At 62.3% G+C, this 25,579-nt stretch carries 26 protein-coding genes and 1 pseudogene; 24 read left to right on the top strand and 3 right to left on the bottom strand.

Annotated elements, in window-relative coordinates; all coding sequences use genetic code 11:
- Window positions 1–39 precede the first annotated feature (39 nt).
- The 5 genes and pseudogenes from QSJ34_RS09715 (at window position 40) to QSJ34_RS09700 (ending at window position 6,679) form a co-directional block, all read left to right on the top strand.
- A complete protein-coding gene (locus QSJ34_RS09715; RefSeq protein ID WP_285574434.1) occupies window positions 40–195 on the top strand; it encodes a DUF3309 domain-containing protein in 156 nt (51 codons plus the stop codon).
- A gap of 11 nt (window positions 196–206) precedes the next feature.
- Complete coding sequence (locus QSJ34_RS09710) at window positions 207–1,853, top strand: BamA/TamA family outer membrane protein (RefSeq protein WP_285574433.1); 1,647 nt, start codon at window positions 207–209, stop codon at window positions 1,851–1,853.
- Between the two features lie 597 nt (window positions 1,854–2,450).
- A pseudogene (locus tag QSJ34_RS18555) lies at window positions 2,451–3,695 on the top strand (CHASE3 domain-containing protein); the annotation flags it as partial.
- A 12-nt stretch (window positions 3,696–3,707) separates the two neighbouring features.
- A complete protein-coding gene (locus QSJ34_RS09705; RefSeq protein WP_420798842.1) occupies window positions 3,708–5,771 on the top strand; it encodes a PAS domain-containing hybrid sensor histidine kinase/response regulator in 2,064 nt (687 codons plus the stop codon).
- Window positions 5,768–6,679, top strand: coding sequence for a response regulator (locus QSJ34_RS09700; RefSeq protein WP_285574429.1), 912 nt, complete (start codon window positions 5,768–5,770; stop codon window positions 6,677–6,679). The genes QSJ34_RS09705 and QSJ34_RS09700 overlap by 4 nt, the downstream gene beginning before the upstream one ends.
- Window positions 6,680–6,721: 42 nt before the next feature.
- Here the strand turns inward: QSJ34_RS09700 and QSJ34_RS09695 are convergent, their stop codons facing one another.
- Window positions 6,722–8,383 carry a sigma-54-dependent Fis family transcriptional regulator gene (locus QSJ34_RS09695; protein ID WP_285574425.1) on the bottom strand — a complete coding sequence of 554 codons (1,662 nt, stop codon included), beginning with the start codon at window positions 8,381–8,383 and terminating at the stop codon, window positions 6,722–6,724.
- A 790-nt stretch (window positions 8,384–9,173) separates the two neighbouring features.
- Between QSJ34_RS09695 and QSJ34_RS09690 the strand changes: the two genes are divergently transcribed.
- The 19 genes from QSJ34_RS09690 (at window position 9,174) to QSJ34_RS09600 (ending at window position 23,197) form a co-directional block, all read left to right on the top strand.
- A complete protein-coding gene (locus tag QSJ34_RS09690; RefSeq protein WP_285574423.1) occupies window positions 9,174–9,929 on the top strand; it encodes a BON domain-containing protein in 756 nt (251 codons plus the stop codon).
- 74 nt (window positions 9,930–10,003) lie between these two features.
- A complete protein-coding gene (locus QSJ34_RS09685; RefSeq protein WP_285574421.1) occupies window positions 10,004–10,153 on the top strand; it encodes a lmo0937 family membrane protein in 150 nt (49 codons plus the stop codon).
- A gap of 12 nt (window positions 10,154–10,165) precedes the next feature.
- Window positions 10,166–10,453: a sll1863 family stress response protein gene (locus QSJ34_RS09680; RefSeq protein ID WP_285574419.1), complete on the top strand. Its 288-nt coding sequence runs from the start codon at window positions 10,166–10,168 to the stop codon at window positions 10,451–10,453.
- Window positions 10,454–10,521: 68 nt separating this feature from the next.
- Window positions 10,522–11,013, top strand: a complete 492-nt coding sequence (gene dps, locus QSJ34_RS09675) for a DNA starvation/stationary phase protection protein Dps (RefSeq protein WP_285574417.1) — start codon at window positions 10,522–10,524, stop codon at window positions 11,011–11,013.
- 16 nt (window positions 11,014–11,029) lie between these two features.
- Entirely contained in the window at window positions 11,030–11,443 is a 414-nt protein-coding gene (locus tag QSJ34_RS09670; RefSeq protein WP_285574415.1) for a hypothetical protein, read from the top strand.
- The gene (locus QSJ34_RS09665; RefSeq protein ID WP_285574413.1) at window positions 11,430–11,705 is read left to right on the top strand and encodes a YtxH domain-containing protein; all 276 of its coding nucleotides are present in this window, start codon (window positions 11,430–11,432) and stop codon (window positions 11,703–11,705) included. Before QSJ34_RS09670 ends, QSJ34_RS09665 begins: the two co-directional genes overlap by 14 nt.
- Window positions 11,706–11,838: 133 nt before the next feature.
- Window positions 11,839–13,299: an OmpA family protein gene (locus tag QSJ34_RS09660; protein ID WP_285574412.1), complete on the top strand. Its 1,461-nt coding sequence runs from the start codon at window positions 11,839–11,841 to the stop codon at window positions 13,297–13,299.
- Window positions 13,300–13,370: 71 nt separating this feature from the next.
- Complete coding sequence (locus QSJ34_RS09655; RefSeq protein WP_285574411.1) at window positions 13,371–13,739, top strand: PRC-barrel domain-containing protein; 369 nt, start codon at window positions 13,371–13,373, stop codon at window positions 13,737–13,739.
- Between the two features lie 103 nt (window positions 13,740–13,842).
- Window positions 13,843–14,145, top strand: a complete 303-nt coding sequence (locus tag QSJ34_RS09650; RefSeq protein WP_285574410.1) for a YtxH domain-containing protein — start codon at window positions 13,843–13,845, stop codon at window positions 14,143–14,145.
- 32 nt (window positions 14,146–14,177) lie between these two features.
- Entirely contained in the window at window positions 14,178–15,035 is an 858-nt protein-coding gene (locus tag QSJ34_RS09645; protein WP_285574409.1) for an alpha/beta fold hydrolase, read from the top strand.
- On the top strand, window positions 15,032–15,574 hold the full coding sequence (locus QSJ34_RS09640; RefSeq protein WP_285574408.1) for a hypothetical protein: 543 nt from the start codon (window positions 15,032–15,034) through the stop codon (window positions 15,572–15,574). The genes QSJ34_RS09645 and QSJ34_RS09640 overlap by 4 nt, the downstream gene beginning before the upstream one ends.
- 68 nt (window positions 15,575–15,642) lie before the next feature.
- Complete coding sequence (locus QSJ34_RS09635) at window positions 15,643–16,689, top strand: zinc-dependent alcohol dehydrogenase family protein (RefSeq protein WP_420798835.1); 1,047 nt, start codon at window positions 15,643–15,645, stop codon at window positions 16,687–16,689.
- Between the two features lie 47 nt (window positions 16,690–16,736).
- Window positions 16,737–17,294 (top strand): DUF1003 domain-containing protein, encoded by a 558-nt coding sequence (locus QSJ34_RS09630; RefSeq protein ID WP_285574405.1) that lies wholly within the window; start codon window positions 16,737–16,739, stop codon window positions 17,292–17,294.
- Window positions 17,295–17,371: 77 nt separating this feature from the next.
- Window positions 17,372–18,700, top strand: a complete 1,329-nt coding sequence (gene cls, locus QSJ34_RS09625) for a cardiolipin synthase (protein WP_285574404.1) — start codon at window positions 17,372–17,374, stop codon at window positions 18,698–18,700.
- A 62-nt stretch (window positions 18,701–18,762) separates the two neighbouring features.
- On the top strand, window positions 18,763–19,155 hold the full coding sequence (locus tag QSJ34_RS09620; RefSeq protein ID WP_285574402.1) for a hypothetical protein: 393 nt from the start codon (window positions 18,763–18,765) through the stop codon (window positions 19,153–19,155).
- Between the two features lie 568 nt (window positions 19,156–19,723).
- On the top strand, window positions 19,724–20,164 hold the full coding sequence (locus tag QSJ34_RS09615) for a hypothetical protein (protein ID WP_285574401.1): 441 nt from the start codon (window positions 19,724–19,726) through the stop codon (window positions 20,162–20,164).
- A 108-nt stretch (window positions 20,165–20,272) separates the two neighbouring features.
- On the top strand, window positions 20,273–20,938 hold the full coding sequence (locus QSJ34_RS09610) for a PIG-L deacetylase family protein (protein WP_285574400.1): 666 nt from the start codon (window positions 20,273–20,275) through the stop codon (window positions 20,936–20,938).
- Window positions 20,935–22,065: a glycosyltransferase family 4 protein gene (locus QSJ34_RS09605; RefSeq protein ID WP_285574399.1), complete on the top strand. Its 1,131-nt coding sequence runs from the start codon at window positions 20,935–20,937 to the stop codon at window positions 22,063–22,065. Before QSJ34_RS09610 ends, QSJ34_RS09605 begins: the two co-directional genes overlap by 4 nt.
- 7 nt (window positions 22,066–22,072) lie before the next feature.
- Window positions 22,073–23,197, top strand: coding sequence for a glycoside hydrolase 100 family protein (locus QSJ34_RS09600; protein ID WP_285574398.1), 1,125 nt, complete (start codon window positions 22,073–22,075; stop codon window positions 23,195–23,197).
- A gap of 399 nt (window positions 23,198–23,596) precedes the next feature.
- On the opposite strand, the gene QSJ34_RS09595 is transcribed toward QSJ34_RS09600, so the two are convergent.
- Both QSJ34_RS09595 and QSJ34_RS09590 read right to left on the bottom strand, forming a co-directional pair.
- Window positions 23,597–23,974 (bottom strand): hypothetical protein, encoded by a 378-nt coding sequence (locus tag QSJ34_RS09595; RefSeq protein ID WP_285574397.1) that lies wholly within the window; start codon window positions 23,972–23,974, stop codon window positions 23,597–23,599.
- A 177-nt stretch (window positions 23,975–24,151) separates the two neighbouring features.
- On the bottom strand, window positions 24,152–25,321 hold the full coding sequence (locus QSJ34_RS09590) for a Kelch repeat-containing protein (protein WP_285574396.1): 1,170 nt from the start codon (window positions 25,319–25,321) through the stop codon (window positions 24,152–24,154).
- Between the last annotated feature and the right edge of the window lie 258 nt (window positions 25,322–25,579).

Below are 25,579 nucleotides of genomic sequence, written 5' to 3'. Positions count from 1 at the left end.
TGGTGAGCGGACGCAAGACATCCAAACGGGGAGGTGGACATGCTCGGACTCATCCTGATCATCATTGTGGTGTCGATGCTCGTCGGCTCCTTCCCCAGATGGCCGCATAGCCGCAATTGGGGCTACTACCCGAGCGGCGGGATGGGCCTTCTGCTGCTCGTCCTGATCGTGTTGCTGATCAGCGGGCGGCTCTAGCCCCGTGTGCCGTGCGCGAATCGTGGCCCCTGCTCCGAAGCCTCGGAGCCTGCCTCGCCGCCGTACTGGTGGTCGTCGGCATGCCGATCCAAGGGGTGGCCGCGGAAAAGCCGTGGCGCGGCCTTGAAACCCGGAAGGCCCACATCGATAAGATCGAGGTGGTGATCGGAGATGTCTTCGACCTTACCAAGGCCGATGAAAACACCTGGATCGGCCGCACGGCCGATCACCTTCACGCCTCCACGCGCGAGATGGTCATCCGGAGGGCACTCCTCATTTCCGAAGGGGAGCAGGTGCGCGAGCGGCGGATCTACGAGACGGAGCGGCTCCTCCGGGCGCTGCCCTTCATCAAGGATGCCCACATCGATCCGGTGATCCAGCCGGACGGAACGGTGGTGGCCCGCGTGCGCGTGCGGGATGCCTGGACGACCCAGGTGAATGCGGGCGCCTCGCAGGTGGGTGGCCAAAGGGCCATGAACTTCGGAGTCGATGAAAAGAATTTCATGGGCACCGGCAAAAGCGTGACCTTCGATCTTTCGAAGGACCACGAGCGAAGCACCTGGGGACTCGCCTACGGGGACCCCCAGTTGTTCGGAAGCCGCTGGACCCTCGCGGCCCACACCCAGTACCTCACGGACGGGTTCACCCGCAGCCTCGATCTTGAGCGCCCATTCTTCGCCCTGGACACCCCGTGGTCCACGGGCCTCAAGCTGTCCCAGGCCCACACCAGCCTTTACCTGTACGACGAAGGAAAGCAGATCGCCCAGGTGCCGTTCATCCAGAACGAGGTCCGCTTGTCGGCCGCCAAGCTCCTGTTCGAAAGGGAAGACCGTGTCTGGCGTGGAGGGCTTCTCTTCAAGCGCCAGGACACCACCTATGGGCTCATGACGCAGACCGCCCCGTCGGGAGCTTTGGCTCCACCCCTGCTGAAGGACCGGCGCCTGCGGGGACCCGCGCTCACCCTGTCGACGCAGAAGGATGCGTTCGATACCTTCGCCGACCTGCAGGGCATGGACACCCCAGAGGACTACAACCTGGCCTGGACGGGGGCCCTGGAACTGGGAGCCTACAGCCGGGCCTGCGGGTCCTCCATGGCCGCGCCCTTCTTCAAGGTCGAGGGGGCCAAGGGCTGGTCCGCTTCGAGCGAAACCCTCACCCTGTTCACGGCCTCCTGGGAGGCGCGGAAACCCCCGGCCGGCCTGGAGAACAACCACCTGTCCACGTCTCTGGTGCACTACCGGAAGCTGACCCCAAACCAGATCCTCGCCGGATTGGTGACCCTCGACCTGGCCCATCGCCCGGATCCGGAAACCTGGTACTACGTGGGCGGAGACCAGGGCCTGCGCGGATTCCCCAACCAGCTGCATCCGGGGGATGCACGGTGGACGGCCTCCTTCGACTACCGGCTGCTGACGGAACAGCGCTGGTGGGGCCTGGTGCGGCTCGGATACACCGCCTTCCTGGACGTGGGGTCGGTGCGCCGGATGGATGGGCAGGGATGGTCCCGCACCTATTCCGATGTGGGGGTCGGGCTCCGGCTCGGCAACCTCAAGAGCGCCCTGGGCCGGGTGATCCTGCTGAGCGTGGCGGTGCCGCTGAATCGTGAACCCTACCAGGCGCGATGGCAGGTCACGGTCGGCAATGCGATGAGGTTCTGAGCCGGGTTCTGATCCGGCGGCTCGTCCTGGATCCCCGGCGGCAACGGGGCGATCCATCAGATCATTTTGGCGACTGGGCTAGTCATAACGATGGATGATGGCGTGAATCGTCCAAGGGCATGTTCCGCATGTGCCATGACAACGGCATTTGGGCGTTGGAACGAAACCTGCTCCATGTTGAGCGTTCGGCGATCCACACCGAGACACCTGTGTTCCACCTCATGGGGGTCTCGGCAACACCTTGGCTGAGGCCAGGGCTGTTACCTTCCCAACGAGCACGCTCTCGCACAGGACTTGGATGTGATCGGGATTTCGAGATGAATGGGCGTATAAGTTAAGACAGGTGGCGCTCACACCTTCGGCCTCGCGATCCGCAAGTTTTTTCGCGGTTACCCAGAGGTCGACCGTGTCCCAACTCCGTTGTCATCCCGTTCCGGCGCTTCCAGCCGCAGAGATGCTTTGGCTTTGCGACATCTGCGCCTTCCGATCGATCCGGGTGGTCGGGCCCCATCCCAGCCATCGGCTTGTTCAGCTTGCGGGCCGCAAACCCGAGGCTCCGGATCCTGAAGCCCTGGATCCTGAAGCCATGGATCTCGAATGGGGCGGCCTTCGAGGCCCGGGTGCCGAAGCCACGTTGCTTCAAACGGCTCGAAGAATCGGAACCCTTTGCGAAGGCGCCTTCGCCTCGGGGCCTCAGAAACGGTTTGCCATGAACCGGCGGCCCGGCCCAGGAATGAGGCTCACATGGCCATGAAAACGCCCTACCGCCTGCTGGCCTCCTACGCGGCTGCGGTCCTCGGGGCCGTGCTGCTCGTGATCCCCTCCTTCTGGGCGTTCGCGCAAATGAAGGAGGCTGGGAGGTCGCGGCAGCACACCTATGAAACCCTCCTCGGCGCCGAAGCCCTCGAAGCGGACCTGCTCCAGGCCGAGGCAAGCCAGCGCGGGTACCTGCTCACGGGAGATGCGTCCTTCCTGGGTCTCTACACGGCCGATCATCGTCACGCGCAGGATCAGCTGAACGCCTTGCGTCAACGGAACCTGGCGCCTTCGGCCCGGGTGCACCTGGAGTCCCTCGCCCCCATCGTTGACGAGAAATGGGCGGACATGGCTTCCACCATGACGCTCCGCCGAAACCGGCATCTGCCCGCCGCGAGAGCGGCGGCAAGCCTCGAGAAGGGCAAGCCGCTGATGGAGGCCATTCGTTTGGAGATGGCAGCCTTCACGCAGGCCGAAGAAAGCGCCCTGGCCCAGAACGAAAGCTCCTTCCGCTCCCTCATGGATCGGCTGTTCATCCTGATCGCCGCGGTCAGCGGCTTCGCCTTGCTGGCGGCCGTTTCCTTCATCCAGTCCCTGCGCCGTCAGACCCATCAGCGGTTGAAGGATCTGGTCCATCTGGAAACACAGCATCTCCTGGAGGCCCAGGAGGAGACCAACAGCCAGCTGCTCCAGGCCAATGCAACGCTCCAGGAGAGCGAGGAGAAACTGGCCGTCACCCTGAACTCGATCGGGGATGCGGTCATCGCCACCGATGCTCAAGCCCGCATCAAGCTCCTGAACCCGGTCGCCGAGCGCCTCACGGGGTGGCCCCTGGCTGAAGCCATGGGACATCACGTGGATGAAGTCTTCCGGATCATCAACCAGGAGACGCGGCACCCGGCGGTCGCTCCGATCCTGGAGACCCTGGCCCATGGCACGGTCCAGGGACTGGCCAACCACACCCTGCTCATCGCCAGGAATGGCACCGAATGCGCCATCGCCGACAGCTGCGCCCCCATCCGGAACCGCGACGGCGGCGTGGGAGGGGCCGTGCTGGTGTTCCGGGATGTCACGCAGGAATACGCTTCACAGCAATCGCTGCGGGACAGTTCCGCGCAGATCCAGGCGATCCTCAATACCGTCGTGGACGGGATCATCACCATCCAGGCCCTCGACGGCCGGATCGAGACCGCGAATCCCGCGGTGGAGCAGATGTTCGGCTACCCGGCCGCGGACCTTGTGGGGCAGAAGATCAGCCTGTTGATCCCGCAGATGGATCAGATTCCATTCGAAGCCCCCTTGGGGCATGAGCTCGCAGACCAAGAGGCCGGAAACGATGGCCCGGGCCGCGAACTGGAGGGCAGGCGCAAAGGGGGCGAGGCTTTTCCCCTGGAAATGATCGCAAGCGACATGTGGTTGGGCGGCAAGCGCTACTTCACCGGCCTTTTGCGAGACCTCAGCTCCCGCAAGCGCGTGGAAGAGGCCCTGGTGAAAGCCGGAGCCCTGCAGACGGCCATATTCCACAGCGCTAATTTTTCGAGCATCGCGACGGATGCCCATGGCGTCATCCAGATCTTCAACGTGGGCGCCGAGCGCATGTTGGGCTACGCCGCGGAAGACGTGGTGAACAAGATCACCCCCGCCGACATCTCCGATCCTGAAGAAGTGATCGAGCGCGCCGCGGCCCTCAGCCTGGAGCTGTCGACGCCGATCGCCCCGGGGTTCGAGGCCCTGGCCTTCAAGGCCTCGCGCGGCATCGGAGACATCTACGAGCTGACCTACATCCGCAAGGACGGCACCCGCATTCCTGCGGTGGTCTCCGTCACGGCCCTGCGGGATCGCCAGGAAACGATCATCGGCTACCTGCTCATCGGAACGGACAACACGGACCGGAAACTGATCGAGCTCGAGCGTGAGCGCCTGGACCAGGTGCTGCAGGACAGGAATGCCGAACTGATCAGCGCGCGCATCGTCGCGGACAAGGCCAACCTCGCCAAATCCGAATTCCTTTCGAGCATGAGCCACGAGTTGCGCTCCCCCCTCAACGCCATCCTCGGCTTCGCCCAGCTCATGGACTCGGCCACGCCGCCGGCGACGCCGGATCAGAAGGCCAGCATCGACCGCATTCTGCACGCGGGCTGGTACCTGCTGGAACTCATCAACGAGATCCTGGACCTGGCGGTGATCGAGTCTGGGAAACTCTCCTTGTCCCAGGAGCCGGTGTCCCTGGCGGAGGTCATGTTCGATTGTCAGTCGATGATCGAGCCCCAAGGCGAGAAGCGCGGCATCAAACTGACCTTCCCGGTCTTCGGAGCACCCCTTTTCGTACGGGCCGACCGGGTTCGCCTGAAGCAGGTCCTGATCAACCTGCTATCCAATGCCATCAAGTACAACCGGCCGGGCGGGACGGTCAACGTCGCCTGCGATTCCGCGACTCCGGGGCGGGTGCGCATCAGCGTCCAGGATTCGGGTCAAGGCATGACGCCGGTGCAGCTTCGCCAGCTCTTCCAGCCCTTCAACCGCCTGGGCCAGGAGCACAGCAACGAAGAGGGAACCGGCATCGGCCTGGTCATGAGCAAATTGCTGGTCGAGCTCATGGGCGGGACCCTCGGGGTGAACAGCAGCGTCGGGGTGGGAAGCCTGTTTTGGTACGACTTGAACACCTCTGAATCGCCGAGTCTGGTGGATACCAAGGTCGAGGACAGGGTCGAGCGGAAGACGTCCGAAGGCGGCGCGACCTCGCTGCGCACGGTTCTGTGTGTGGAGGACAATCCGGCGAACCTGGCGTTGATCCAACAGCTCATTGGCCGCCGACCGGAACTGCGACTCCTGTCCGCTGAAAATGCGACCCAAGGCATGGCCTTGGCGAAAGAGAAGCAGCCCGATGTCATCCTCATGGACATCAACCTGCCGGGCCTGAACGGCATCGACGCGCTCATCATCTTGAAGAACACGTCGTCCACGGCCCACATTCCGGTCATCGCCATCAGTGCGAACGCCATGGTCGGCGACATCAAGAGAGGGTTGGATTCCGGATTCTCCCGGTACCTCACCAAACCGATCAACGTCATCGAATTCATGGACGCGCTGGACGAAGCGCTCGAAAAGGCAGGAACGGCCGCATCCATCCCGGGGCCGAACGAAACTTCGAGGTACACATGATCGGACCAACGGACATCCTGCTCGGCAAAATCCTGATCGTGGACGATCAGGAGGCCAACGTCGCGCTCCTGGAACAGATGCTTCGGGGTGCGGGCTATACGAACGTATCCATGACGCGGGATTCGGCGCGGGTGTGTGAATTGCACCTCATCCATCACTACGATCTCATCCTGCTCGACCTGCAGATGCCCGGAATGGACGGCTTCCAGGTGATGGAAAACCTGAAGCAGGTCGAAACCGAGGGCTACCTTCCGGTCCTCGTGATCACCGCCCAACCCGGCCACAAGGTGCGAGCCCTGAAGGCGGGCGCGAAGGATTTCATCAGCAAGCCGCTGGACCTGGCCGAGGTGCTGATCCGCGTTCACAACATGCTCGAAGTGCGCCTGCTTCACATGGAAACCAAGCAGCTCTACAAACGGGTGCTGGACGAGCAGAAGGTATCCGAGCGGTTGCTGCGGGATCTCCTCCCCCCCTCCCTCGCAGAGCGGTTGGAAAAGCGGGGTTTCGCACTGCCTGCGGCTGCCAGTGGCGTCATCACGGAGAGCTACGCGGAAGTCACCGTCCTCTTCGCCGACCTCATGGCTTTCACCACCTTCGTCGAAGGCGCCAATGCGGAGGTGCTCATGGGCGTACTGGATGAGATCTCCACCCGCTTCGATGGCGCCGCAAAAGGCCCGCGCCTCGATCCAGCCAAGACCATCGGGAATGCCTATCTGGCTTCCGTCGGGCTCAGCGATCAGGCGACGGCGCTGACCATTCAAAGCGCCCGCAGGGCGCTGGAGGTGATCGAGGCCGTCGACCGTTTCAATGAGCGCAGCCGGTACAAACTCAAGCTCCGGGTGGGCCTCGATACGGACGCGGAATCAGCGGACATCGTCGTCCGACGCAAGATCACCTACGACCTCTAGGCGCGTCACGGGGAATCAGCCTGGGGGTTGGGGACCGAGCGCTCAGAAGTTGCTCGGAGCGCTCTTCGAGGCTCCAATAAGTCCGTAGCTCTTCAGTTTCCGGTAGAGGGTCGCGGAACCGATCTTGAGCTGCTCAGAGGTTCGCGTCTGGTTCCCGCTGTTCAAGGCGAGGGCGGCGAGGATGTACTCCTTCTCGATCTCCTCGAGCGGGCGGATGGTTCCGAAGGAGGCGATGGGGATGGGGCAGGCCTGCCGAAGCTCCTCGGGCAGGTCTTCCAATTCCACGCGGGGGCCCAGTGACAGGGCGACCGCGCGCTCCATGGCGTTCTCCAGCTCGCGGACATTGCCAGGCCAGGCGTATCGCAGCAGTTGATCCGTGGCTCCGGGTGTCAGCCCGGTGATCTTGCGCTTCATCTGCAGGGACGATTGGGCAAGCAGGACCCTCGCCAGGGGCAGGATGTCCTCCCGGCGATCCCGCAAGGGAGGCACGTAGAGTTCCACGACCTTGAGGCGGTAGTAGAGGTCCTGCCTGAACAACCCGTTGGCAACGCCAAGGGCGAGGTCGCGGTTCGTGGCGGCAATGATGCGGACGTCCACCTTCCGGTTCTTGTTTTCACCCACGCGGCGGACCTCCCGCTCCTGGATCGCCCGCAGCAGCTTCACCTGCATGCCCGGTGACACTTCGCCCACTTCATCGAGGAGCAAGGTGCCGCCATTGGCGGATTCAAACAGGCCGGGCCGGTCATGGGTCGCGCCCGTGAAGGCGCCGCGCGCATGGCCGAAGAGCTCGCTCTCCAGCAGCGTTTCGGCGATGGCTCCGCAATTGACCGGAATGAAGGGGCCACCGGCGCGGGTGGACTCCTCATGAACGAGGCGGGCGATGCGTTCCTTCCCGGAACCACTTTCCCCCGTGATGAGCACGGTCGAATCCACCCGTGCAACCCGTTTGGCGAGGTCCACGAGCTGACGCATGGCTGCGCTCCTGGCCACGATGCCGAGTTCGGGTTCGTCTCCAACCTCGGTCACCTGGGTAAGCGCTTTGCGGTGTTCCTTGATCTTCCGTTCAGCGGCTTTCAGGGTTTCCGTGACGCGGTGAATGGAGATGTCGAGGCATTCCTCGAGGCGGCCCTGATCAAAGAAGCGGAGCTCGGCCGCCCGGTCCTCGCCCCACTCTTCCCGGGCTCGACCGAAGAGATGGCAGCCCGCGTCACCCTTGCCTTGGCAGCGGTCTTCGAGCACGAAGATATCCTTCCCGAGTGTGCGACTCAGGTACCCGCTGAGGAGCCCGCAGATCGTCCAGCACATGGGCGCATCCGCACGTCCGAAGTGGAGGAGGTGCTGTTCGGCCTCGTAGCAGCCCACAAGCATCATGCCTTCTTTGGAAAGCGGGTCACGACTATCCAACTCGACGCCAAAGAGGCCGCCCAACGTGTGGATGCGGGTTCCTGCCCAGCGACGTTCTTCCTCATTTTCCCATTTGAACTCCGCCTGCATGGCTTCTGCCATGCGCCAACCGTGAGCGAAGCCGAACTGGGTGAGCACAGCGCGAGCCGCCGTATACCCGAAATTCTCCACGAGGTACTTCCGCAAAAGCCCCATGGCCACGGCATCGAGAAGGATCGCGCGCTGGCCGGCGAAGCGGATCACGCCGCCGGCCGGATCCAATTCCAGGAGCTCTTTATGGTCTAGATCGTCGGCACGCATCGGTGGCCTTCATCCTTCGGAGTGAAGGAGCTGATCGTTCATCTTGATGGAGAATTCTACCACCGACATGAAAGGCCAATAATTTAAATATAGAAAAAACATGCGTTAGCAAATGGCTTGAAACGTGCGGAGAAGAACCCTAGATGAGGGAATCACCGTGAATGCTCCAGCTGTCGCCATCCGCCGGGCCACCTATTGGGCAGCGCTGTTAACGGGCCTCGCCTTGGTAGGCATGCAGTTCAAGTGCGATCGACCTCGCACCATCCTGGCCGCCGCGGGATTCCCCCGTGCCAGCCGACGGATCGCACAGCCGGTGGAATCCGTGTCGGCTGGAATGCCGCAATCCGCACGGGACGTTGGCGCACGGACCGAGGCGCAGCGCCTGCGCGAATCGATCTCCTCTTTCCAACCTCTTGAAGGAGCCAGCCGTGAACCACGTTGAAATCCTGAGGCCCACCCTCACCAAGAACCCCCAGTCACCCCACCCGGGATTGGATGCGCGGGCCGAGGAGGTCCAACCCCTTCAGGTGAGGACGTCCGGGAGAAAGGCCGCTGACCTTTCCCCGCATGAATCCAGGCACGATACCGCGCCCAAACCAGCGCCCAAGCTCAACGCCCGGGAGAAGCAGCCCGCGGCGCCCCAGCAAGGACCTTCCCAGCTTCGCCCCGGGAAGCCACCCGTTGAACCCAACAAGACGTAAGTAGATCCATGCGATCCAACGCCTGCCTATCTGCTTCAGCGCAGGATCTCCCAACCCAATCGCCCCGAGGGGCAGAAAGAGAACCCATCATGCGACAGTTCAATTTGAATTTCCGCAACGCCCTGCTTGTCTCCGTTCCATTGATCCTCGCCGGCCTGCCCATGCAGGCCTCGGAGCAGGATCGCCGTATCGAGAACTCGGCCAAGAACAGCTACAACTTCAAGACGCATCTGAAAGACGACACCATCAAGGTCGAATCCTCCGCCGGGGTGGTGACCTTGACGGGGACGGTTTCCCGCGACTATCACAAGTTCCTGGCCCAGGACACGGTTGCCGGACTGGCCGGCGTGAAGAGCGTGGACAACCAGCTGGTGGTGGTGGGCGACCAGCCCGCTGAACACTCCGACGGCTGGATCACCATGAAGGTGAAGACCGTCCTCGCCTTTCACAAGAATGTGAGTGCCATGGGCACCGAGGTGAGCACGGAGAATGGCGTCGTCACGCTTTCGGGCAAGGTCGAAAATGCTGCCCAGAAACAGCTGACCGCCGAGTACGCCAAGGATGTGGAAGGCGTCACCTCAGTCCGAAACAATCTGGTCATCGACAAGACCGAGCACCAGACCGTGGGTGAAAAGGTGGATGACACCTCCATCACCGCCCAGGTCAAGACCACGCTTCTGTTCCACAAATCCACCCACGCCCTGGCCACGAAGGTGACCACGAAAGACGGTGTGGTGAGCCTGCACGGCGAGGCCAAGAATGGGGCCGAACGAGATCTGGTCACCAAGCTTGTGGAGGATGTCCACGGCGTGAAGATGGTGCAGAACCGGATGACCGTGAAATAGATCGCCAGCCATGAACCCCAGTTCCCGGGGAAACCCGGGAACTGGCGCTCCACCGTTCTTTTGGAGGGACAGCCATGTTGTGGACCGTTGCCATCATTCTGATCGTCCTCTGGGCCCTCGGCCTGGTCAGTGCCTACACGATGGGGGGCTTCATCCACGTGCTGCTGGTGCTTGCCATCGTCGTCGTCCTGATTCGGCTCATCCAGGGCCGGAGACTCGTGTAGGAGAAAAGACCCATGCTCGAGAATCGCAAGAGCTATGAAGGCCATCTGGATGCCCAGCTGGCGAAATGGAAGGCGGAAATCGATCTCGCCCGAGCCAAGGCGGGTCGCGCGGAGCCCCGTGCAAAAGTCCAATTCGACCTGGCCATCGACAGCCTCCAACGGGCCCATGACGAGGCAAACCGGCATCTGAGCGGCTTGAAGGAAGCCAGCGACGAGGTGTGGGAAGACCTCAAATTGGGAACGGAAAAGGCCTGGACAGACATCAGGTCTCATTTCAACCGATCCATCGAGATGCACTGAAGGCGGCCTTACCGCCCGTGGATCGCCCAAGTTCGCACCCCACCCCATGCCCGAATCAGGAGTGAATCATGAGCAAGCATCAAATCCTTGTCGAACATGAATTGTTCGATGAAAAGGCCACGGAAGAACTGGTGGCGATGTTGAACCAGTCCCTGGCCGACACGTTGGACCTGGCCTACCAGACCAAGCAGGCCCACTGGAATGTAAAGGGTTCCAATTTCTATGGCCTTCACCTTCTCTTCGACACCCTCTACGTGCAGCTGTCCACTTATGTGGACGACTTCGCCGAAAGGGCCGTCGCGCTGGGAGGCCAGGCCTATGGAACCGTGCGCGCCGCAACTGCCACGTCAAGCCTCGAAGAATATCCACTCGATGCCAAAAAGAGCATGACCCATGTGAACGCGCTGGTGGACCGCTACAGCGATTATTCGAGCCGCGTTCGCCACGCCATCCGAAAAGCCGAAAAGCTCGGCGACAAGGATTCGGCCGATCTCTACACGTCGGTCAGCCGCGCCATGGACAAAGCCCTTTGGATGCTGACCTCGCACCAGGATGTCTGATTCGTTTGGAGTCCCAATGTCCATCGCACTGGAGATCACCCTCATCGTCGTGCTTATCGCCCTGGCCGCCGGTGTGGTTCCCCTGCTCGTCCAGCTGCGCACCACGGCCCGCGGGCTGGACCGGTTCCTGTTGTCCGCCAAGAGCGACCTGTCCCAGATCGCCGAGGACGTTCATGCGTCTCGGCTGCGAATGGATCAGTTGGCCGGAACCCTGCAGATCACATTGGGAGACCTGTCCACATTCACCCATTCGATCCGGGAGGTGGGCAGCGCGGTAAAGGATTGGCACGCACGGTTTCGCAGCGCCATGGATTCCACGACGCGAAACCTGGGCGGCCTGATCGGAGGGGTCAGCTCGGTGCTGGCCTTCTTTAAAAGCAAGCAGGCCCATCACGAAACAGAAAAGGAGCACGCTCATGAACGAACCTAGACCTTCCTCCTATGGCACGACCTTTTTGACCTTCCTTGCCGGCGCGGCCGTGGGGGCGGTGGTGGTGGCCTTGACGACACCCAAAACCGGGCCGGAACTTCGCGGCAACCTGCGGGATCTCGGTCTCCGCGCGAAACGCAGGGCCGGAGAATTGGCCGAAGATGCCGCCGATACGTGGGACGACTTCAAGGAGCGGACCGTACTCGCAAGCGCCGACCTGAAGCGTGGGGTGGCCGATGCCGCCCGTGATTTGCGCGGCTGAGCGCCGCGTAGGACGGCCTCGCCGCCCTGCACTCCTGACTGCTTTCCTGCTCGAAACCCAACAGCCCCTGGCGACCGCCCTCCCCTCGTGGGCAGGCCGGTAGCCCCTCCATGAACCCCTTGAAAGGAATTCCATGATCATTTTCAAAGCCATCCCGCTGATGACCGCCATCCTGGTTGCCCAGGCCGGCACCCCCTCGGCTACCCCTCTCTCCTATCCCAGTCAGAACCAGCCGCCGCCGGCCCAGACGGTTTCGGTTCCCCTCTACCGGGTGACCGTCGTCCAGGGAACGGCCAAGGCCATCAACTACCGGAACCTGAAGCACTCCACCGAAATCGATCTGCTCGGCACCGTGCTCGGGCCGAACGCCTCGGGCGAGGCCCGGGTGAAAAGTGAAGACGGAGCCATCCAGATCACGGCGAAATTCAAGAACATGCCGCCCGTCTCGACCTTCGGTGGGGAGTTCCTCACCTATGTGCTGTGGGGCATCTCTCCAGAAGGACGAGCGACGAACCTGGGGGAGGTCATCCTCGAGCACGGCAAGGGCAAGGTCAAGGTCACGGAGAAACTCCAGACCTTCGGCCTCATCGTGACGGCGGAACCCTATTTTGCGGTGAGCCAGCCCAGCGATGTCATCGTGCTCGAAAACGACATTCGGAAGGGTTCAAAGGAGCAGTTCGAATTCATCGATGCCAAGTATGAACTGCTGAAGCGTGGGCAGTACACCATGAACTTGAGCCCTGTCGCGCCGGTCATCCTCGATAAAAAGACGCCCTTTGATGTCTACCAGGCCCGCAACGCCGTACGCATCGCGCATGCGTCTGGGGCATCGACGTACGCGGCGGACTCCTTCGCCAAAGCCCAGGCGTACCTCGCGGAGGCGGAGACTCATGCGGGCGGGAACAAGGCCCGAATCGTCTCGGCTCGCGAAGCCGTGCAGCGCGCGGAAGACGCCCGGCTCATCGCGGTTCAACGCCAGGACGTAGAGCGTGTGGCCCAGGAACGCAGTGCGGCCGAGGAGAAGGTCGAAGCCGCGAAGCGGGAGGCCTCCCTCGCCACGGCGGCTGAGGGCGCCGCGCTTCGGCAGGCACAGACGTCGGAAAGCGAAAACGCGGGATTGAGAACTCAGAACGCAGGGCTGCAAACCCGCAACGACGGGTTGCAAGAGCGCCTGATGACGGAACTGAATGCCGTCCTCCAGACCCGCGCCACCGCCCGCGGCCTCATTGTCAACATGTCCGGAGTGCTGTTCCAGAACGGCAAGGCCACCCTCTTGCCCGCGGCGCGTGAAAAGCTTTCGAAAATCGCGGGCATCCTCTCGACCCACAAGGGTCTGAAGATCGAGGCCGAGGGCTTCACGGACAGCAACGGGACGGAGGCCTCCAACCAGATCCTTTCGGAAAAGCGGGCCCAGAACACGAAGGATTATCTGGTGCAGCAGGGGGTGCATGCCAACGCCATCACCTACAAGGGATTCGGCGAGAGCAGCCCCATTGCCTCCAACGACACTGCCGAAGGCCGGCAGGAGAACCGCAGGGTTGAGCTGGTGGTTTCTGGCGAGGGCCTTGGTGCGCCCAAGGATGCCGGGCTCTGAGCAGGATGGTCCACCATCCGATCCGCACTCCCAACCGAAGCATTCATCCATCCACTTGAAGGAGTCTTGACATGAGCCAGGTCGTCCAATTTTCCAATACCCCCTTGAAAGCCTCAAGCATCCTCGGCACCCGAGTCGTCGATGTCCATGCGGAAAGCCTGGGCAACATCAAGGAACTCGTCATCGATCCGGAGACCGGGCGGGTGGCATATGCCGTCGTCGCCTTCGGGGGCTTTCTCGGCATGGGAGAGAAGTTGTTTGCCATTCCATTCAAGTCGTTTGATTACGACAAGGCGAACAACCAGTACACCCTCCAGGTTCCAAAGACCCTACTGGAAAAGGCCCCGGGCTTCGACGCAGACCATTGGCCCTCCATGTCCGACGAACATTGGAACCGCGATATCCACGCCTACTACGGATATTCCCCTTATTGGGAGTAGGCCCCGTTGCGGGCCCGACGGAGCCACGGTCCAACAGGGCCATGGCTCCGCCAGCCCGTGATGGGTTCCCAAACGGTTCAAGGAAAAAGCACGGAGCTCAGCCATGACCCAATCCAAATCTCACGCGGCCCTTTCATCCGTCATCACCTTTTTCGCTGGCGCTGCCATCGGGGCGGTGGTGGCGGCGCTCACCACTCCCAAGAAGGGAATAAGGCTTCGGAAGGATCTAGCAGGGCTCGCCAGTGAAGGCAAAGCGCGGATCAAGGCGGCCTGCAACGATCTGAAAGGCACCGGGAAACGCGCAAGAAGAACCTTTGTCTGGAAGCATCCCAATCCAAAGCAAGACATCCATGTCCCAGGGGGGCCCTCACCGGTTGATCCGGAAATCTGGGCCACTGAAACATGATTCGAAAACGGAAGGATGAAAAGGGAGTTCCCATGATGACGCTGATCAACGGCCACCAGGTTGCCTACACGGATGAAGGGAAGGGGCCACCCCTTGTCTTCGTGCATGGCTTTCCCTTGAACCGCAGCTGCTGGTCCAAGCAGGTGGAATGCTTCAAATCCCGAAACCGGGTCATCGCACTCGACCTACCCGGATTTGGTGCCAGCGAAGCAGAACGGGGCCCGGCGACGATGAATCACTTCGCCGAGGGAATCTTCACGCTGTGCCAGTACCTTCAAACCGGCCCGATCGTCCTGGTGGGGCATTCCATGGGTGGCTACATCGCCCTGGCTTTCGCCCAGGCTTACCCCGTGTTCCTCCGCGGCCTGGTCCTCGTGGGAACGAGGGCCGGCAGGGATGAACCCGAAGTCGCATCCGCGAGGCGCATGCGTGCGCGCGCCGTTCAGCAAGCAGGGATCGGCTCGGTGGTGACGGACATGGCCCCGAAGATGCTGTCGGCCATCAATACGGATCTGGACATGGCCCGTCAGGTGCGCGACACCATGGCATCCTCCAGTTCTGAAGGCGTGGTGAGTGCTTTGCTGGGCATGGCCGATCGGCCCGATCGGCGCGCTCAACTTGCGAGCATCCAAGTCCCCACACTGGTGGTGGCTGGCGCCGACGACACCCTGATCCCTATGCGTGAATCCGTGGACATGGCCGAAACGATCCCGGAAGCTCGGCTGGTGGTCATCCCGAAGGCGGGTCACCTGGTGGCGTATGAGCAACCAGGCCCCTTCAATGAAGCCCTGGCCTCATGGCTGGATTCCAGTCCGAGGGGGCGTCAGATCTTTCCGCTGGTCCGCCAGGATTCCCAACTCAGGACCGTACCCGAAGGGGTCACGCCATGAATGAGCGCCACGCGGTGATCGGCGTCTTCCTCTCCCACCTGGAGGCGGAGGCGAGCATCAAGGAACTCCACCATGCGGGGTTCGACATGCAGAAGCTTTCCATTGTGGGCAAGGGCTTCCACACCGAAGAGCATGTCATCGGGTACTACAACGCCGGGGACCGGATGAAGGTCTGGGGCAAGCTCGGTGTCTTCTGGGGCGGGTTTTGGGGCCTGCTGTTCGGTTCAGCCCTCTTCGTCATCCCGGGGGTCGGTCCGCTGGTGGTCTTCGGCCCCTTGGTGAGTTGGATGGTCGGTGCGCTGGAAGGCGCGGCCGTCATGGGCGGGCTGGGAGCCCTGGCCGCGGCCCTCTACAGCCTCGGCATCCCCAGGGACAGTTGCCTGCAGTACGAAACCGCCGTCAAATCCAACCGCTTCCTCGTGATCGCCCATGGAATGGGGGAGGAGGCTTCGAAGGCCAGGCACATTCTCGAAGGGGCTGGTGCAGCCCACACCTGCGTGCATGCCGAATCCTGCAGGGAGCTCGTGAGCGTGACCTAGCCCGCCCCTTCAATCGTCAGGCACCGGGCATGGAGATGCTCAGCTTCGATCCCCAGAAAGGAACCACCTTGAAAGCGCTTGTGTATCACGGACCCGGGATGCGGGCCTTCGAGGAGAGACCTGACCCCGTGATGTCGGAGCCCACCGATGCCATCGTCAGGATCGCCCACACCACCCTTTGCGGGACGGACCTGCACATCATGCAGGGAGATGTACCGACCGTCGCACCAGGCCGGATCCTCGGCCACGAAGGGGTGGGCATCGTCGAGGCGGTCGGCGCCAGTGTCCTGGGCTTCCAGGTGGGCGACCACGTCCTGGTTTCGTGCATCACCTCCTGCGGGCGATGCGTGAACTGCAAGAAGGGCATGCCTTCGCACTGCCAGGAGGGCGGCGGGTGGATCCTGGGGAACCTCATCGACGGAACCCAGGCCGAACGGGTGCGCATCCCTTACGCGGATCACAGCCTGTACGCCATCCCCCCGGATGTGGATGAAATGACCCTGGTGATGCTCAGCGACATCCTTCCGACAGGGTTCGAATGCGGGGTGCTCAGTGGCCGCGTGAAGCCCGGAGACACCCTGGCCATCGTGGGTGCCGGCCCCATCGGACTGGCCGCGCTGCTCACGGCCCAGTTCTACTCGCCCGCCGACATCTTCATGATTGACGTGGATGACAACCGCCTCGAATGGGCCAGGAGATTCGGCGCCACCCGTTTGATGAACAACCGGGATGGCGGAGCGGCCGAAAGGGTAATGGCCCTGACGGAGGGCCGAGGGGTGGACGTGGCCATTGAAGCTATCGGGCAACCCGCGAGCTTCGACATCTGCCAGGCCGTCGTCGCCGCAGGAGGCCACCTGGCCAACATCGGCGTGCACGGAAAACCGGTCCAGCTGAATCTGGACAAGCTCTGGTCCCACAACATCACCTTGACCACCCGGCTCGTGGATACCACCTCGACGCACATGCTGCTGAAGACCGTCACAGCCGGGAGGCTCGATCCCAGGCCCCTCATCACCCACCGCTTCGCCTTGAATCAGATCATGCAGGCCTATGACACCTTCGGTCAGGCCATGCAGGAACGGGCCCTCAAAGTGGTCATATCGAGTGCCTCATGACGGTGCACCGACACCGGACGTAGAAGGTCTTACAGAGAGGAGTCCCCATGAAAAAAGCCCAGGAGGTCGCCTCTAAACTGATGGGCTCGGCCTATGAATCGCTGGATGAACGGGCCCAGAAAGTCGCTCGCCACGTGGCGGAAGGCAAGCACATTGCGCGGAATGTCACTCAGGACTACGAAAAGGGAACCACGTTCGGCCAGCGCGCGGCGGATCGGGTGGCGTCCTTCGGCGGATCCTGGATTTTTGTGGGCCTCTTCGCCGCAGTCATGCTCCTCTGGGTGGGATTGAATGCCTTCCTCGTCATGAGCCGCGGAAAGACGTTCGACCCCTACCCGTACATCCTGCTCAACCTGTTCTTGTCCATGCTGGCGGCCATCCAGGCCCCCGTCATCCTGATGTCCCAGAACCGTCATTCGGAGAAGGACCGCCTCAATGCGGAGCATGACTACGAGGTCAACCTCAAGGCCGAACTCGATATCATGCTGCTCCACGAAAAAATGGACCTTCTGCGCGAGAAGCAGTGGGAGGAGCTGCTGGCGATCCAGAAGGAACAATTGTCGATCCTGGCGGATCTGATCCACAAGAAATCCCTCGTTCCATGAGCCGGAACCCCGTGGCCCGAAGCCGATGGGCATGGCCTGATGGCGTCGGGTGGTTCAGCTTTTTCGTTCTGAGCCTGATGTGCGTGGCCTGCGCCCGGCTCCCGTCGTTGAACTACCTCAAGGAACCGCTCAACCGGCCCGTGGCGCCGAAAGTGGAGGACGGAAAGGGGACGCTGGATCCGAAGGCCGCCTCCTCCCTCTTGGTTGGAAAGCTCGGCCGGTCCAAGATCGATGCGAAGGCCCTGGCTGCGCTGGAAGAAGCCGCCACAGGCCGGCCGCTCATTGCAGGCAACAAGGTCACCCTTCTGTTCGATGGGCCGAGCACGATATCAGCCATGATGGCCGCGGTCTCCCGCGCCAAGGACACCATCAACCTGGAGACGTACCTGTTCGATCAGGATCCTTTGGGCCTGAAGTTCGCCGATCTTCTCATCGAGAAACAAGGCGCGGGCGTTCAGGTCAACATCATCTACGACTGCGTGGGAACGATGGGAACCCCCCAAACCTTCTTCGACCGCATGCAGGCGGCGGGCATCAGGCTGTTGCCCTACCATCCCGTCAGCCCCCTCAGTCACTTGGGACGCTGGCGCATCAACAACCGGGATCATCGCAAGATCCTCGTGGTGGATGGCCAGTTGGCCTTCGCCGGAGGCGTGAATATCACGGCGGCCTACACGCGCAGTTCGCCCTTTCGCTCTCATCGCAAACCCATGCCTGGTGCGGGATGGCGGGATACCCACCTCCAGATTGAAGGTCCCGCGGTCGCGGCCCTGCAGTGGATGTTCCTGGACAATTGGGCCAGCGGGCACGAAGGGGACCTGTCCGCCCGGGACTATTTCCCTCCCCTCACGGTTCAGGGCGACAAGGTCGTTCGGGTGCTCCGGAGCCAGCCCGGAAGCAATCACGAAATCTTCAAGGCCTATTTCCTGGCCATTCAAGGCGCCACGAAAACCATCCACATCACGGCCGCCTACTTCATTCCGGACGCGCAGATCCTGGGGGCGCTTCTCGACGCGGCCAAGCGCGGCGTGGATGTGAAGCTCATCCTCCCCAGCGTCTCGGACGGCTGGCTGACCTCGCAGGCCGCCCATTCCTTCTATGCGCAGATGCTGGAGGGAGGCGTCCACATCTACGAGTTGAAAGCCTCGGTGCTGCACGCCAAGACCGCGGTCATCGATGGATGCTGGTCCACGATCGGTTCCACCAACATGGACACGCGCAGCTTCCTTCACAACAAGGAGGTGAACGTGGTCGTGATGGGAGACGCCTTCGGATCGGAAATGGAGAGCGCCTTCCAGGAGGACTTGAAGGACTCCCACCAGATCGACGCCGTCATCTGGAACCAGCGCACCTTTGGCCAGCGGTTCAAAGAGTGGCTCGCAAGACTCGTGTCCTATTGGCTATGAACGCCAGGTTCCATCGCTTCGCAGTTACCGCCTTCACCCGAACATCAACCCAGGAGAACCAGATGAAAATGGCCGCAAATGTATGGATCGATGCCCGGAAGGCGGTCATCCGTAGGCTTGGTGACGATGGCGAGACGGCACTGGAGATCCGATCACCCCTCGGGCCCTGGCCCGATCCGAAAAAAAGCGTTCCGGGGGAACCGCCGGCCCTTCCGCCAGGCCTCGGTCCCCACGAGGCCTTCACGGAACGCCTCAGGCACTACCTGTTGGAGGTGATCGCGGCCATCGGCGACGCGGGATCCATCCTGATTTCGGGGCCGGGGGATCTCAAGTGTGAATTGGGCCGCCTCATCGATGCCATGGGGCCCGATCGGCGAAGCCTCGTGATGATGCCGATCGAACAAGCAACTGACCGCCAGATCGCGGCACGGGCCAGGGACCACCTCTATTTCTAGACCCAGGATGCCTTCGACGCATCGCTCCCAGGTGGCCGACCGGACATCCGCCTTCTTGGGGTAAGCCCAGGTCCCTGTGAATCCCCATCGAATTGAAGGGATGGCCCTTCGTCATGAAGGGACCAGGCTCCCCTTGGAAGACGGAAGGAATCGCAAGCGGGCTTGAACCACGGCGTTGCGAATTGGCACGAAAGACGCTCTTCAAGGAATCACGAGGGGTGCGCAATCCACGCGCACCAGGCCACGAAAGGGCCTTCTTGAAGGTGACACCATGAAAACCGTTGGGCTGATCAACGCGGGCGTGCTTCCTCTGCTGCTCGAGGCCATGACTCCGGGCTATGCGCAGCACGACCCCCGCGACCAGGAACCCCGGCGCCAGGAGCAGGAAGCCCGGCCTCAACACCCCGAAGAGAGGGCCAAGCCCGCCCATCAAGAACCGCCTCACAAGCGGCAGGAGGCCAGGCCAGAGAGGCCTCCGCAGCCCATCCGGCCGTCACACAAGGAACCGCCGCACCGGTCGCCCGAAGCGAAGGCGGCACCGGTTGCAAGGCCGCCACTGGAAAGACCGATGCGTCCGCAGACTCAGGTCCAACCCAGGCCCTCACCCCAGCCGCGGCCCCAGGTCCAGCAGGCCCCGCGCCCATACGCTGATCAGCACGCGGGCATCTGGCAGAACCGACGCGCCCGTCACTGGGAGTCGGAGCACCAGACCTGGCAGCAGCGGGGGGGATACAGCGGCTACCGCATCCCCATGGATCGCTACCGCGGCAGCTTCGGTCCGCGTCATGGCTTCCGGATGTTCAACTATCCCTTGTTGATGATCGGCGGTTACCCGCGGTTCCAGTATGGCGGCATGTGGTTCAGCGTGATGGACCCCTGGCCCGAATACTGGACCGATGACTGGTACAACAGCGACGATTTGTACATCGAATGGTTCGACGGGGGCTACTATCTCCGCAACCGTCGGCACCCGATGGATCAGCTCGCGATCACGGTGATGGTCCATTAGGAATTTCAGACATGGAAGCGCTCAGCTGGACCAAGGCGGATCGGCCCACCTCTTCTTGAGGCGGGCCAGGTGCGCGTTGAGTGGACCGGCACCCTTGAAGGAGATGAAGTGAATCAGATCGATGGCAAGGAGCCCCTCAAGCCCCCTTGCGTCGCCATCGTCGTGGCCCATCCGGATGATGAAACCCTGTGGTGCGGGGGCCTTCTTCTGAGCCACCCCGAATGGTCAACCTTCATCGTGACGCTGTGCCGTGGAGAGGACTTCGACCGCTCGGCCCGGTTCCGCCAGGCCCTGGTCAGTCTCAGGGCCACGGGCGCCATGGGGAACCTTGATGACGGGGTAGACCAATACCCTCTATCCGCCAAGCGCGTTCAGGACACCATCCTGTCGCTCCTGCCGAAATGGCCTTTCGACCTCCTTCTGACGCATGCGCCCCAGGGTGAATACACATGGCATCGACGGCACGGGGAGGTCTCCCTGGCGATGCACGCGCTGTGGCGGAGCGGGCAACTCCAGGCGAAGGCCCTATGGCAGTTCGCCTACGAGGACGGGGGAGGCAGCTATCCGCCTCGACCTCAAAGCCACAACACCCTCCAGCTTCCCCTGACCGAAGCCATCTGGAACCGGAAGCTGCAGATCATCACCGAGGTCTACGGATTCGGCGCGACCAGTTGGGAAGCCCGCGCCGCCAGCCGCGTGGAAGCCTTCAACTGCTTCACGGACGGAGGGCCGCCCAATCCCGCGCTTGAGCAGAGCCTGCTGGTGAACCCGTGAGGATCCTGGTGCTCTACAGCTATCCCCCCGCCCCGGGCGGCCTGGCGACCCAGGGCGACCTCCTGTACCGGGGTCTCCAGGAGATTGGCGTGGAGGTCTGCGCCGCGAACCTCCGATCGGATCTCGAGAAGGAGTGGTACTACCGCTGGTTCAAGCCGGATGCCGTGGTGGGCATCGGCTTCTGGGGCGATGTTCCCGACATCGTCCTTCATCCTCAGCGCTTCGGCATGCGGGCCGTTCCATGGATTCTGGCTGACGGGTACGTCGCCAATTACCGTGAGGTTCTGGATCATCTGCCCCTCGTCCTGGTGACCTCCGATTGGGTGCGGGAGACCTTCGTCCGCGACGGCATCCGCGGGGACCACACCGTGACCTTGCCCGTGGGCTGCGACACCGACGCCTTCATTCCGAGGGGCCTGGATGATCCGAAAGTACGGGCCATTCGTGAGGCCCTCGGCGTGACCCCCGAGGAACGGCTCATCCTGACGGTGGGAGGCGACGCCGCTTCCAAGGGCGGCCGGGAGGTGATGGAAGCCCTGGCGACCATTCAGGGTGAGGTTCCACCCTGGCGGTACGTCTGCAAGGTGTGGCCACAGGAGCGGACGCAGGTTCAAAACGAATTCGATCGGGCACTGGCCGCGTCCCTCGGGATCGGGGACCGGGTGAGTTTCCAGACCCATCAGGTCTCCCGGAACCTCATGCCGTACCTCCTGGCGGCCTGCGATATCTACGCCGCACCTTCCCGGCTGGAGGGTTTCGGCATGCCCCAGGTGGAGGCCGGGGCCTGCGCCAAGCCGGTCATCGGGATCCGGGCCATGGCCATGCTCGACACGCTGGTGCATGGAGAGACGGCCTTCCTGGCAGGCGTGGCCGAGGAGATCCGCATCACGGAGGCGGTACTCGGTCCCGAATCTGGTTTTGAACCGGGCCATCGCGTGGTGTTCGGCAAACCTCGCGTATCGGACTACCGGGCGAATGTCTCAGACATCGCGAGCTATCTGAAGCTTCTGCTCAACGACCAACCTTTGTGCCAACGCATGGGTGCGGCGGGGCGCACGCGCGCGGTGGCGCGCTTCGATTACCGGCGGGTGGCGCAGCGCCTGGTCGACATTCTGCGCGGAACCTAGGTGCGATATGGAAAGCGCCATCCAACTCACCAAGCAGGCGGCGATAGACGTGTTGCTGCACAACCGATCGGGTCCCTTCGACGGGCTGCCACGCACCGCGGGCTGGGGCTACCCGGAACCCTACACCCGGGATCTGCTCATATCCGCGCTTGGGATTTTCACCTCGGGACGGGAAGAACTCGTCGGTGCCTTGCGCGAGGTGCTGGAAACCCTCGGCCGGAATCAGGGGCCGCACGGGCAGATTCCATCCCTGGTGCAGGATCCCGAAAACCGCGGCGCCAGCGACACCACACCCCTGTTCCTCCTGGTCCTGGGAATGTTCCGACGGCATACGGGCGAAGCGGCCTTCCTTGAAGCGGCCGGTGCCAAGGCCCTCACCTGGATGGCCTATCAGACCACCGAGGATCGGGATCTGGTGGGCCAGCAACCCACCAGTGACTGGCGGGATGAACAGTGGGTGCTGGGCCACGGCCTGTACGTCAATGCCCTCGTCCACGGTTACCTGCGCATCCTCGGCTTGAACCGCCAGGCCGGGGCCTTCCGCGAGGCTGCCAACCGGGTGGATGGCCGTGGGTTCCTCACCCCAGGGCAACCCACCTATGCCTTCTGGTTCTACAAGGTGCTGCGAAACGAGCGCTGCGACGTGCTTGGCAACAGCCTGGCCATCCTGACGGGATTGGCGGATGGCGATCGGGCTCGGGAGATGGTGGGGTGGATCGAGGCCCAATGCGAAGCCTTGCGGCGACAGGGCGAATTGGCCTTGGACCTGCCCCCATGCCTGTTCCCCTTTGTGCAGCCCGGGGACTGGGATTGGCACGCCCGGGATGGGATCTACAACCCTCCGGGCAGCTACCACAACGGTGGGGTCTGGCCCTTCGTCTGCGGGTTCTACATCGCCGCCCTTGTGGCAGCCGGAGCCTACGACCTGGCCGAGAGGAAGCTGCTAGCGCTTACGGCACTCGTGCAGCGTTCAAAGAAAGGGCAGATCCATCATTCCGGAGCCTTCGGCTTCAACGAGTGGTTCCGCGCGCAGGATGGCAGCCCGGAAGGCGAAGAGTGGCAGACGTGGTCCGCATCCATGTACCTCTATGCCGCTGCCTGCGTGGAGGCCCGCGAGGCCCTGTTTTTCTGAACACGTCGACCTTCCAGCCCGGCGGCGAAAAAAGGAATCGATCCGATGCGCCTCCTGCCTCATCTCGATGGCTTGGTGCGAAATGTGAAACCGGTGGGGACGCGCAGAGAGCCCATCGGATGGGGTTAATGGGTCAGCACGGCACCTGCATTCTTCTTGGGTGTCGAGGAGGCCTTCATGACAAACCGATTGGCAAACCTGGCACTACCTGCCGTACTCGCAGCTTGTGGTTGCCTGCCCGCGACGGCCCAAATCCGCCTGGGTTCGAAAGGCACCGGGACCAGGATCGAGATCATGATGCTGATACGGCCAACCGGGTTCCGCCATGCATGGCCGAGCCGGTTGGCTGAATCGCATTCCGGGACAGCGCGAGGAAATCAGTCTTTCGCGTCGTTCGCTTCATATGATTTTGCAGTGAATCCACGCATCTTCATCAAACTGGTAGATCGCGCAAAGCCTGTGATAGCCATCGGCGATCACGACCCTTCCCCTGGCCGGATCTCGCACCAGAAGCAGGGGGGAAAGGACCGTCCCCTGCTTGATGCGCCTCTTATCTCGCTCCACATGCGAGTTGCTGATTCCAAGGGGGGACAATTCTGAGGCCCTGAGAATATCCTTCGCCTTGAACTCGACCATGGGGGCGCTTCTCAGGCGTGCCACCATTCCAGCCACGGTTTCGTCTTCATACATCAAGCGAAGGAAAGAATCCGCCGCTGGATAGTCGTGTTCTTCCGCGTTCAGAAGCCACTTGATGTCGGGTGCCTTCACTTTGGCCATGGGATTCTCCGAGATGACCTGCGCACGACGTTGAAATGCGATCGGGGAAGAATGACGCCATCTGGCCGGGCAGGTTGCAGCTTCGACCCTGTGCGTTTCTTTGTGAAGACTCGGGATGTTTCGAACCAAGGGCGCGAGCCCACTGCAGAACGCTGGCTGCGGATCACAACAGGGTTCCTAGAAATGGCGGATTTCCGCACTGGTTGAAGCCGTTCCTGCAGCGATCGACCCACCCGTCACGAGGACCGCGCCATTCGAGATCAAGGTGGCGGCGTGACGGCCCCGTGCCGATGTCAGGTTTCCAATGGATGTCCATAGGCCCGTCGCGAAGTCGTAGGTCTCCGTGCTTGCCAGCGAACCCGTTGCATCCATCCCTCCAGCGACCAGAACCTTCCCATTCGGAAGGGCGGTGGCAGTGTGGCCCCTGCGTGCGACGGTCAACTTCCCCGTGGTGGTCCAGTGGCCGGTCGCCGGGTCATAGATCTGAGAAAGGGCCAGGACCTCAAGGTCGTATCCTCCCGCCACGAGGACTTTCCCATTGGGAAGCAGCGTGGCCGTGTGATCCATTCGAGCTGTTCCCGTGTCTCCGGCAAAGGTCCAGGCGCCTGTCCCCGGGTCGTAGATCTCTGCACTCATCAATGGACCGGAACGCCCAAGGCCGCCCACCGCAAGCACCCTCCCATCCCTCAGGAGGGTGATCGTGAAACTTGATCGTGCAAAGGTCATATCGCCCGAGGGCGTCCAAACGCCTGAAAAGGGATCATAGATCTCCGTGCTGGCCAGAGGACCCGAATCACCGCGCCCGCCCGCCACGAGGACTTTCCCATCGGCCAACTGGGTCATCGCATGGAGTGTGCGCGCTGCTTTCAAGGGGCCCGCGAAGGTCCATGTCCCTGTTGCCGGCTCCCAGATTTCAGTACTCGAGAGGCCTGAGGGCTCACTTCCGCCGCCCGCGACCAGGACGGTTCCGTTCCTGAGCAGGCTGATGGTGGGGTGGCTGCGGCCAACACCCATGCTTCCCGTCGCGGTCCAGGTGGCGGTCGAGGGATCGTAGACTTCGGTGCTGGATAGATTGGCGGATAGGCCATCTCCCCCGACCACCATGGCACGGCCATTTTGAAGCATCGTCGCGGCGTGATTCGCTCGGCCTGTACCCATGTCCCCTGTGCCAGTCCAACTGTCCAGCTTCGGTGAGGGCGGGCCATGGGTGGAAACGGGCGCAGACGATTCCGCTTTCCCACCACACCCGAAATTCAAAACCATTGACGAAGCCAAGAGACCAAGACAAACGCGATCCCAATTCCGGATCCACCGTGGGGATTCAGGGCATTCACGGGTGTGCTTCATGGAACGTTCCTCTGATGACCTGGTGGTTGAAGGGATGAACACGTCATGGAGAAAGCGGGGCTATACCGGCGCCTCAGCACCGGTCCGCTCCAGTCGGGCGACGCCACTCAGAGAGCAATAACCGAACCAACTCACAAGCGCCTTAATCAAAACAAATAAAGCGATGAGCAACGTTGGATGAAAATCGGAACATCCAGAATGAGGGAAAAGAACCTTCAAATTGACTGAAGGATCCTGTCCGAACGGGAAAGGATGCCT

It is taken from the genome of Geothrix limicola (assembly GCF_030268085.1).
GTDB lineage: Bacteria > Acidobacteriota > Holophagae > Holophagales > Holophagaceae > Geothrix > Geothrix limicola.
The sequence above is the reverse complement of the archived record's forward strand: the minus strand, read 5'-3'. Positions and strand labels throughout refer to the sequence as shown.

Bases quoted from the DNA above. Each gene is read 5' to 3' on its own strand.
- QSJ34_RS09600 (WP_285574398.1), top strand. From the start codon at position 22,073: ATGGAAAGCGCCATCCAACTCACCAAGCAGGCGGCGATAGACGTGTTG.
- QSJ34_RS09595 (WP_285574397.1), bottom strand. From the start codon at position 23,974: ATGGCCAAAGTGAAGGCACCCGACATCAAGTGGCTTCTGAACGCGGAA.
- QSJ34_RS09670 (WP_285574415.1), top strand. From the start codon at position 11,030: ATGTCCATCGCACTGGAGATCACCCTCATCGTCGTGCTTATCGCCCTG.
- QSJ34_RS09630 (WP_285574405.1), top strand. From the start codon at position 16,737: ATGAAAAAAGCCCAGGAGGTCGCCTCTAAACTGATGGGCTCGGCCTAT.
- QSJ34_RS09695 (WP_285574425.1), bottom strand. From the start codon at position 8,383: ATGCGTGCCGACGATCTAGACCATAAAGAGCTCCTGGAATTGGATCCG.
- dps (WP_285574417.1), top strand. From the start codon at position 10,522: ATGAGCAAGCATCAAATCCTTGTCGAACATGAATTGTTCGATGAAAAG.
- QSJ34_RS09615 (WP_285574401.1), top strand. From the start codon at position 19,724: ATGCGTCCGCAGACTCAGGTCCAACCCAGGCCCTCACCCCAGCCGCGG.
- QSJ34_RS09680 (WP_285574419.1), top strand. From the start codon at position 10,166: ATGCTCGAGAATCGCAAGAGCTATGAAGGCCATCTGGATGCCCAGCTG.
- QSJ34_RS09700 (WP_285574429.1), top strand. From the start codon at position 5,768: ATGATCGGACCAACGGACATCCTGCTCGGCAAAATCCTGATCGTGGAC.
- QSJ34_RS09685 (WP_285574421.1), top strand. From the start codon at position 10,004: ATGTTGTGGACCGTTGCCATCATTCTGATCGTCCTCTGGGCCCTCGGC.
- QSJ34_RS09645 (WP_285574409.1), top strand. From the start codon at position 14,178: ATGATGACGCTGATCAACGGCCACCAGGTTGCCTACACGGATGAAGGG.
- QSJ34_RS09620 (WP_285574402.1), top strand. From the start codon at position 18,763: ATGAAAATGGCCGCAAATGTATGGATCGATGCCCGGAAGGCGGTCATC.
- cls (WP_285574404.1), top strand. From the start codon at position 17,372: ATGTGCGTGGCCTGCGCCCGGCTCCCGTCGTTGAACTACCTCAAGGAA.
- QSJ34_RS09650 (WP_285574410.1), top strand. From the start codon at position 13,843: ATGACCCAATCCAAATCTCACGCGGCCCTTTCATCCGTCATCACCTTT.
- QSJ34_RS09715 (WP_285574434.1), top strand. From the start codon at position 40: ATGCTCGGACTCATCCTGATCATCATTGTGGTGTCGATGCTCGTCGGC.
- QSJ34_RS09690 (WP_285574423.1), top strand. From the start codon at position 9,174: ATGCGACAGTTCAATTTGAATTTCCGCAACGCCCTGCTTGTCTCCGTT.
- QSJ34_RS09660 (WP_285574412.1), top strand. From the start codon at position 11,839: ATGATCATTTTCAAAGCCATCCCGCTGATGACCGCCATCCTGGTTGCC.
- QSJ34_RS09665 (WP_285574413.1), top strand. From the start codon at position 11,430: ATGAACGAACCTAGACCTTCCTCCTATGGCACGACCTTTTTGACCTTC.
- QSJ34_RS09655 (WP_285574411.1), top strand. From the start codon at position 13,371: ATGAGCCAGGTCGTCCAATTTTCCAATACCCCCTTGAAAGCCTCAAGC.
- QSJ34_RS09640 (WP_285574408.1), top strand. From the start codon at position 15,032: ATGAATGAGCGCCACGCGGTGATCGGCGTCTTCCTCTCCCACCTGGAG.
- QSJ34_RS09590 (WP_285574396.1), bottom strand. From the start codon at position 25,321: ATGAAGCACACCCGTGAATGCCCTGAATCCCCACGGTGGATCCGGAAT.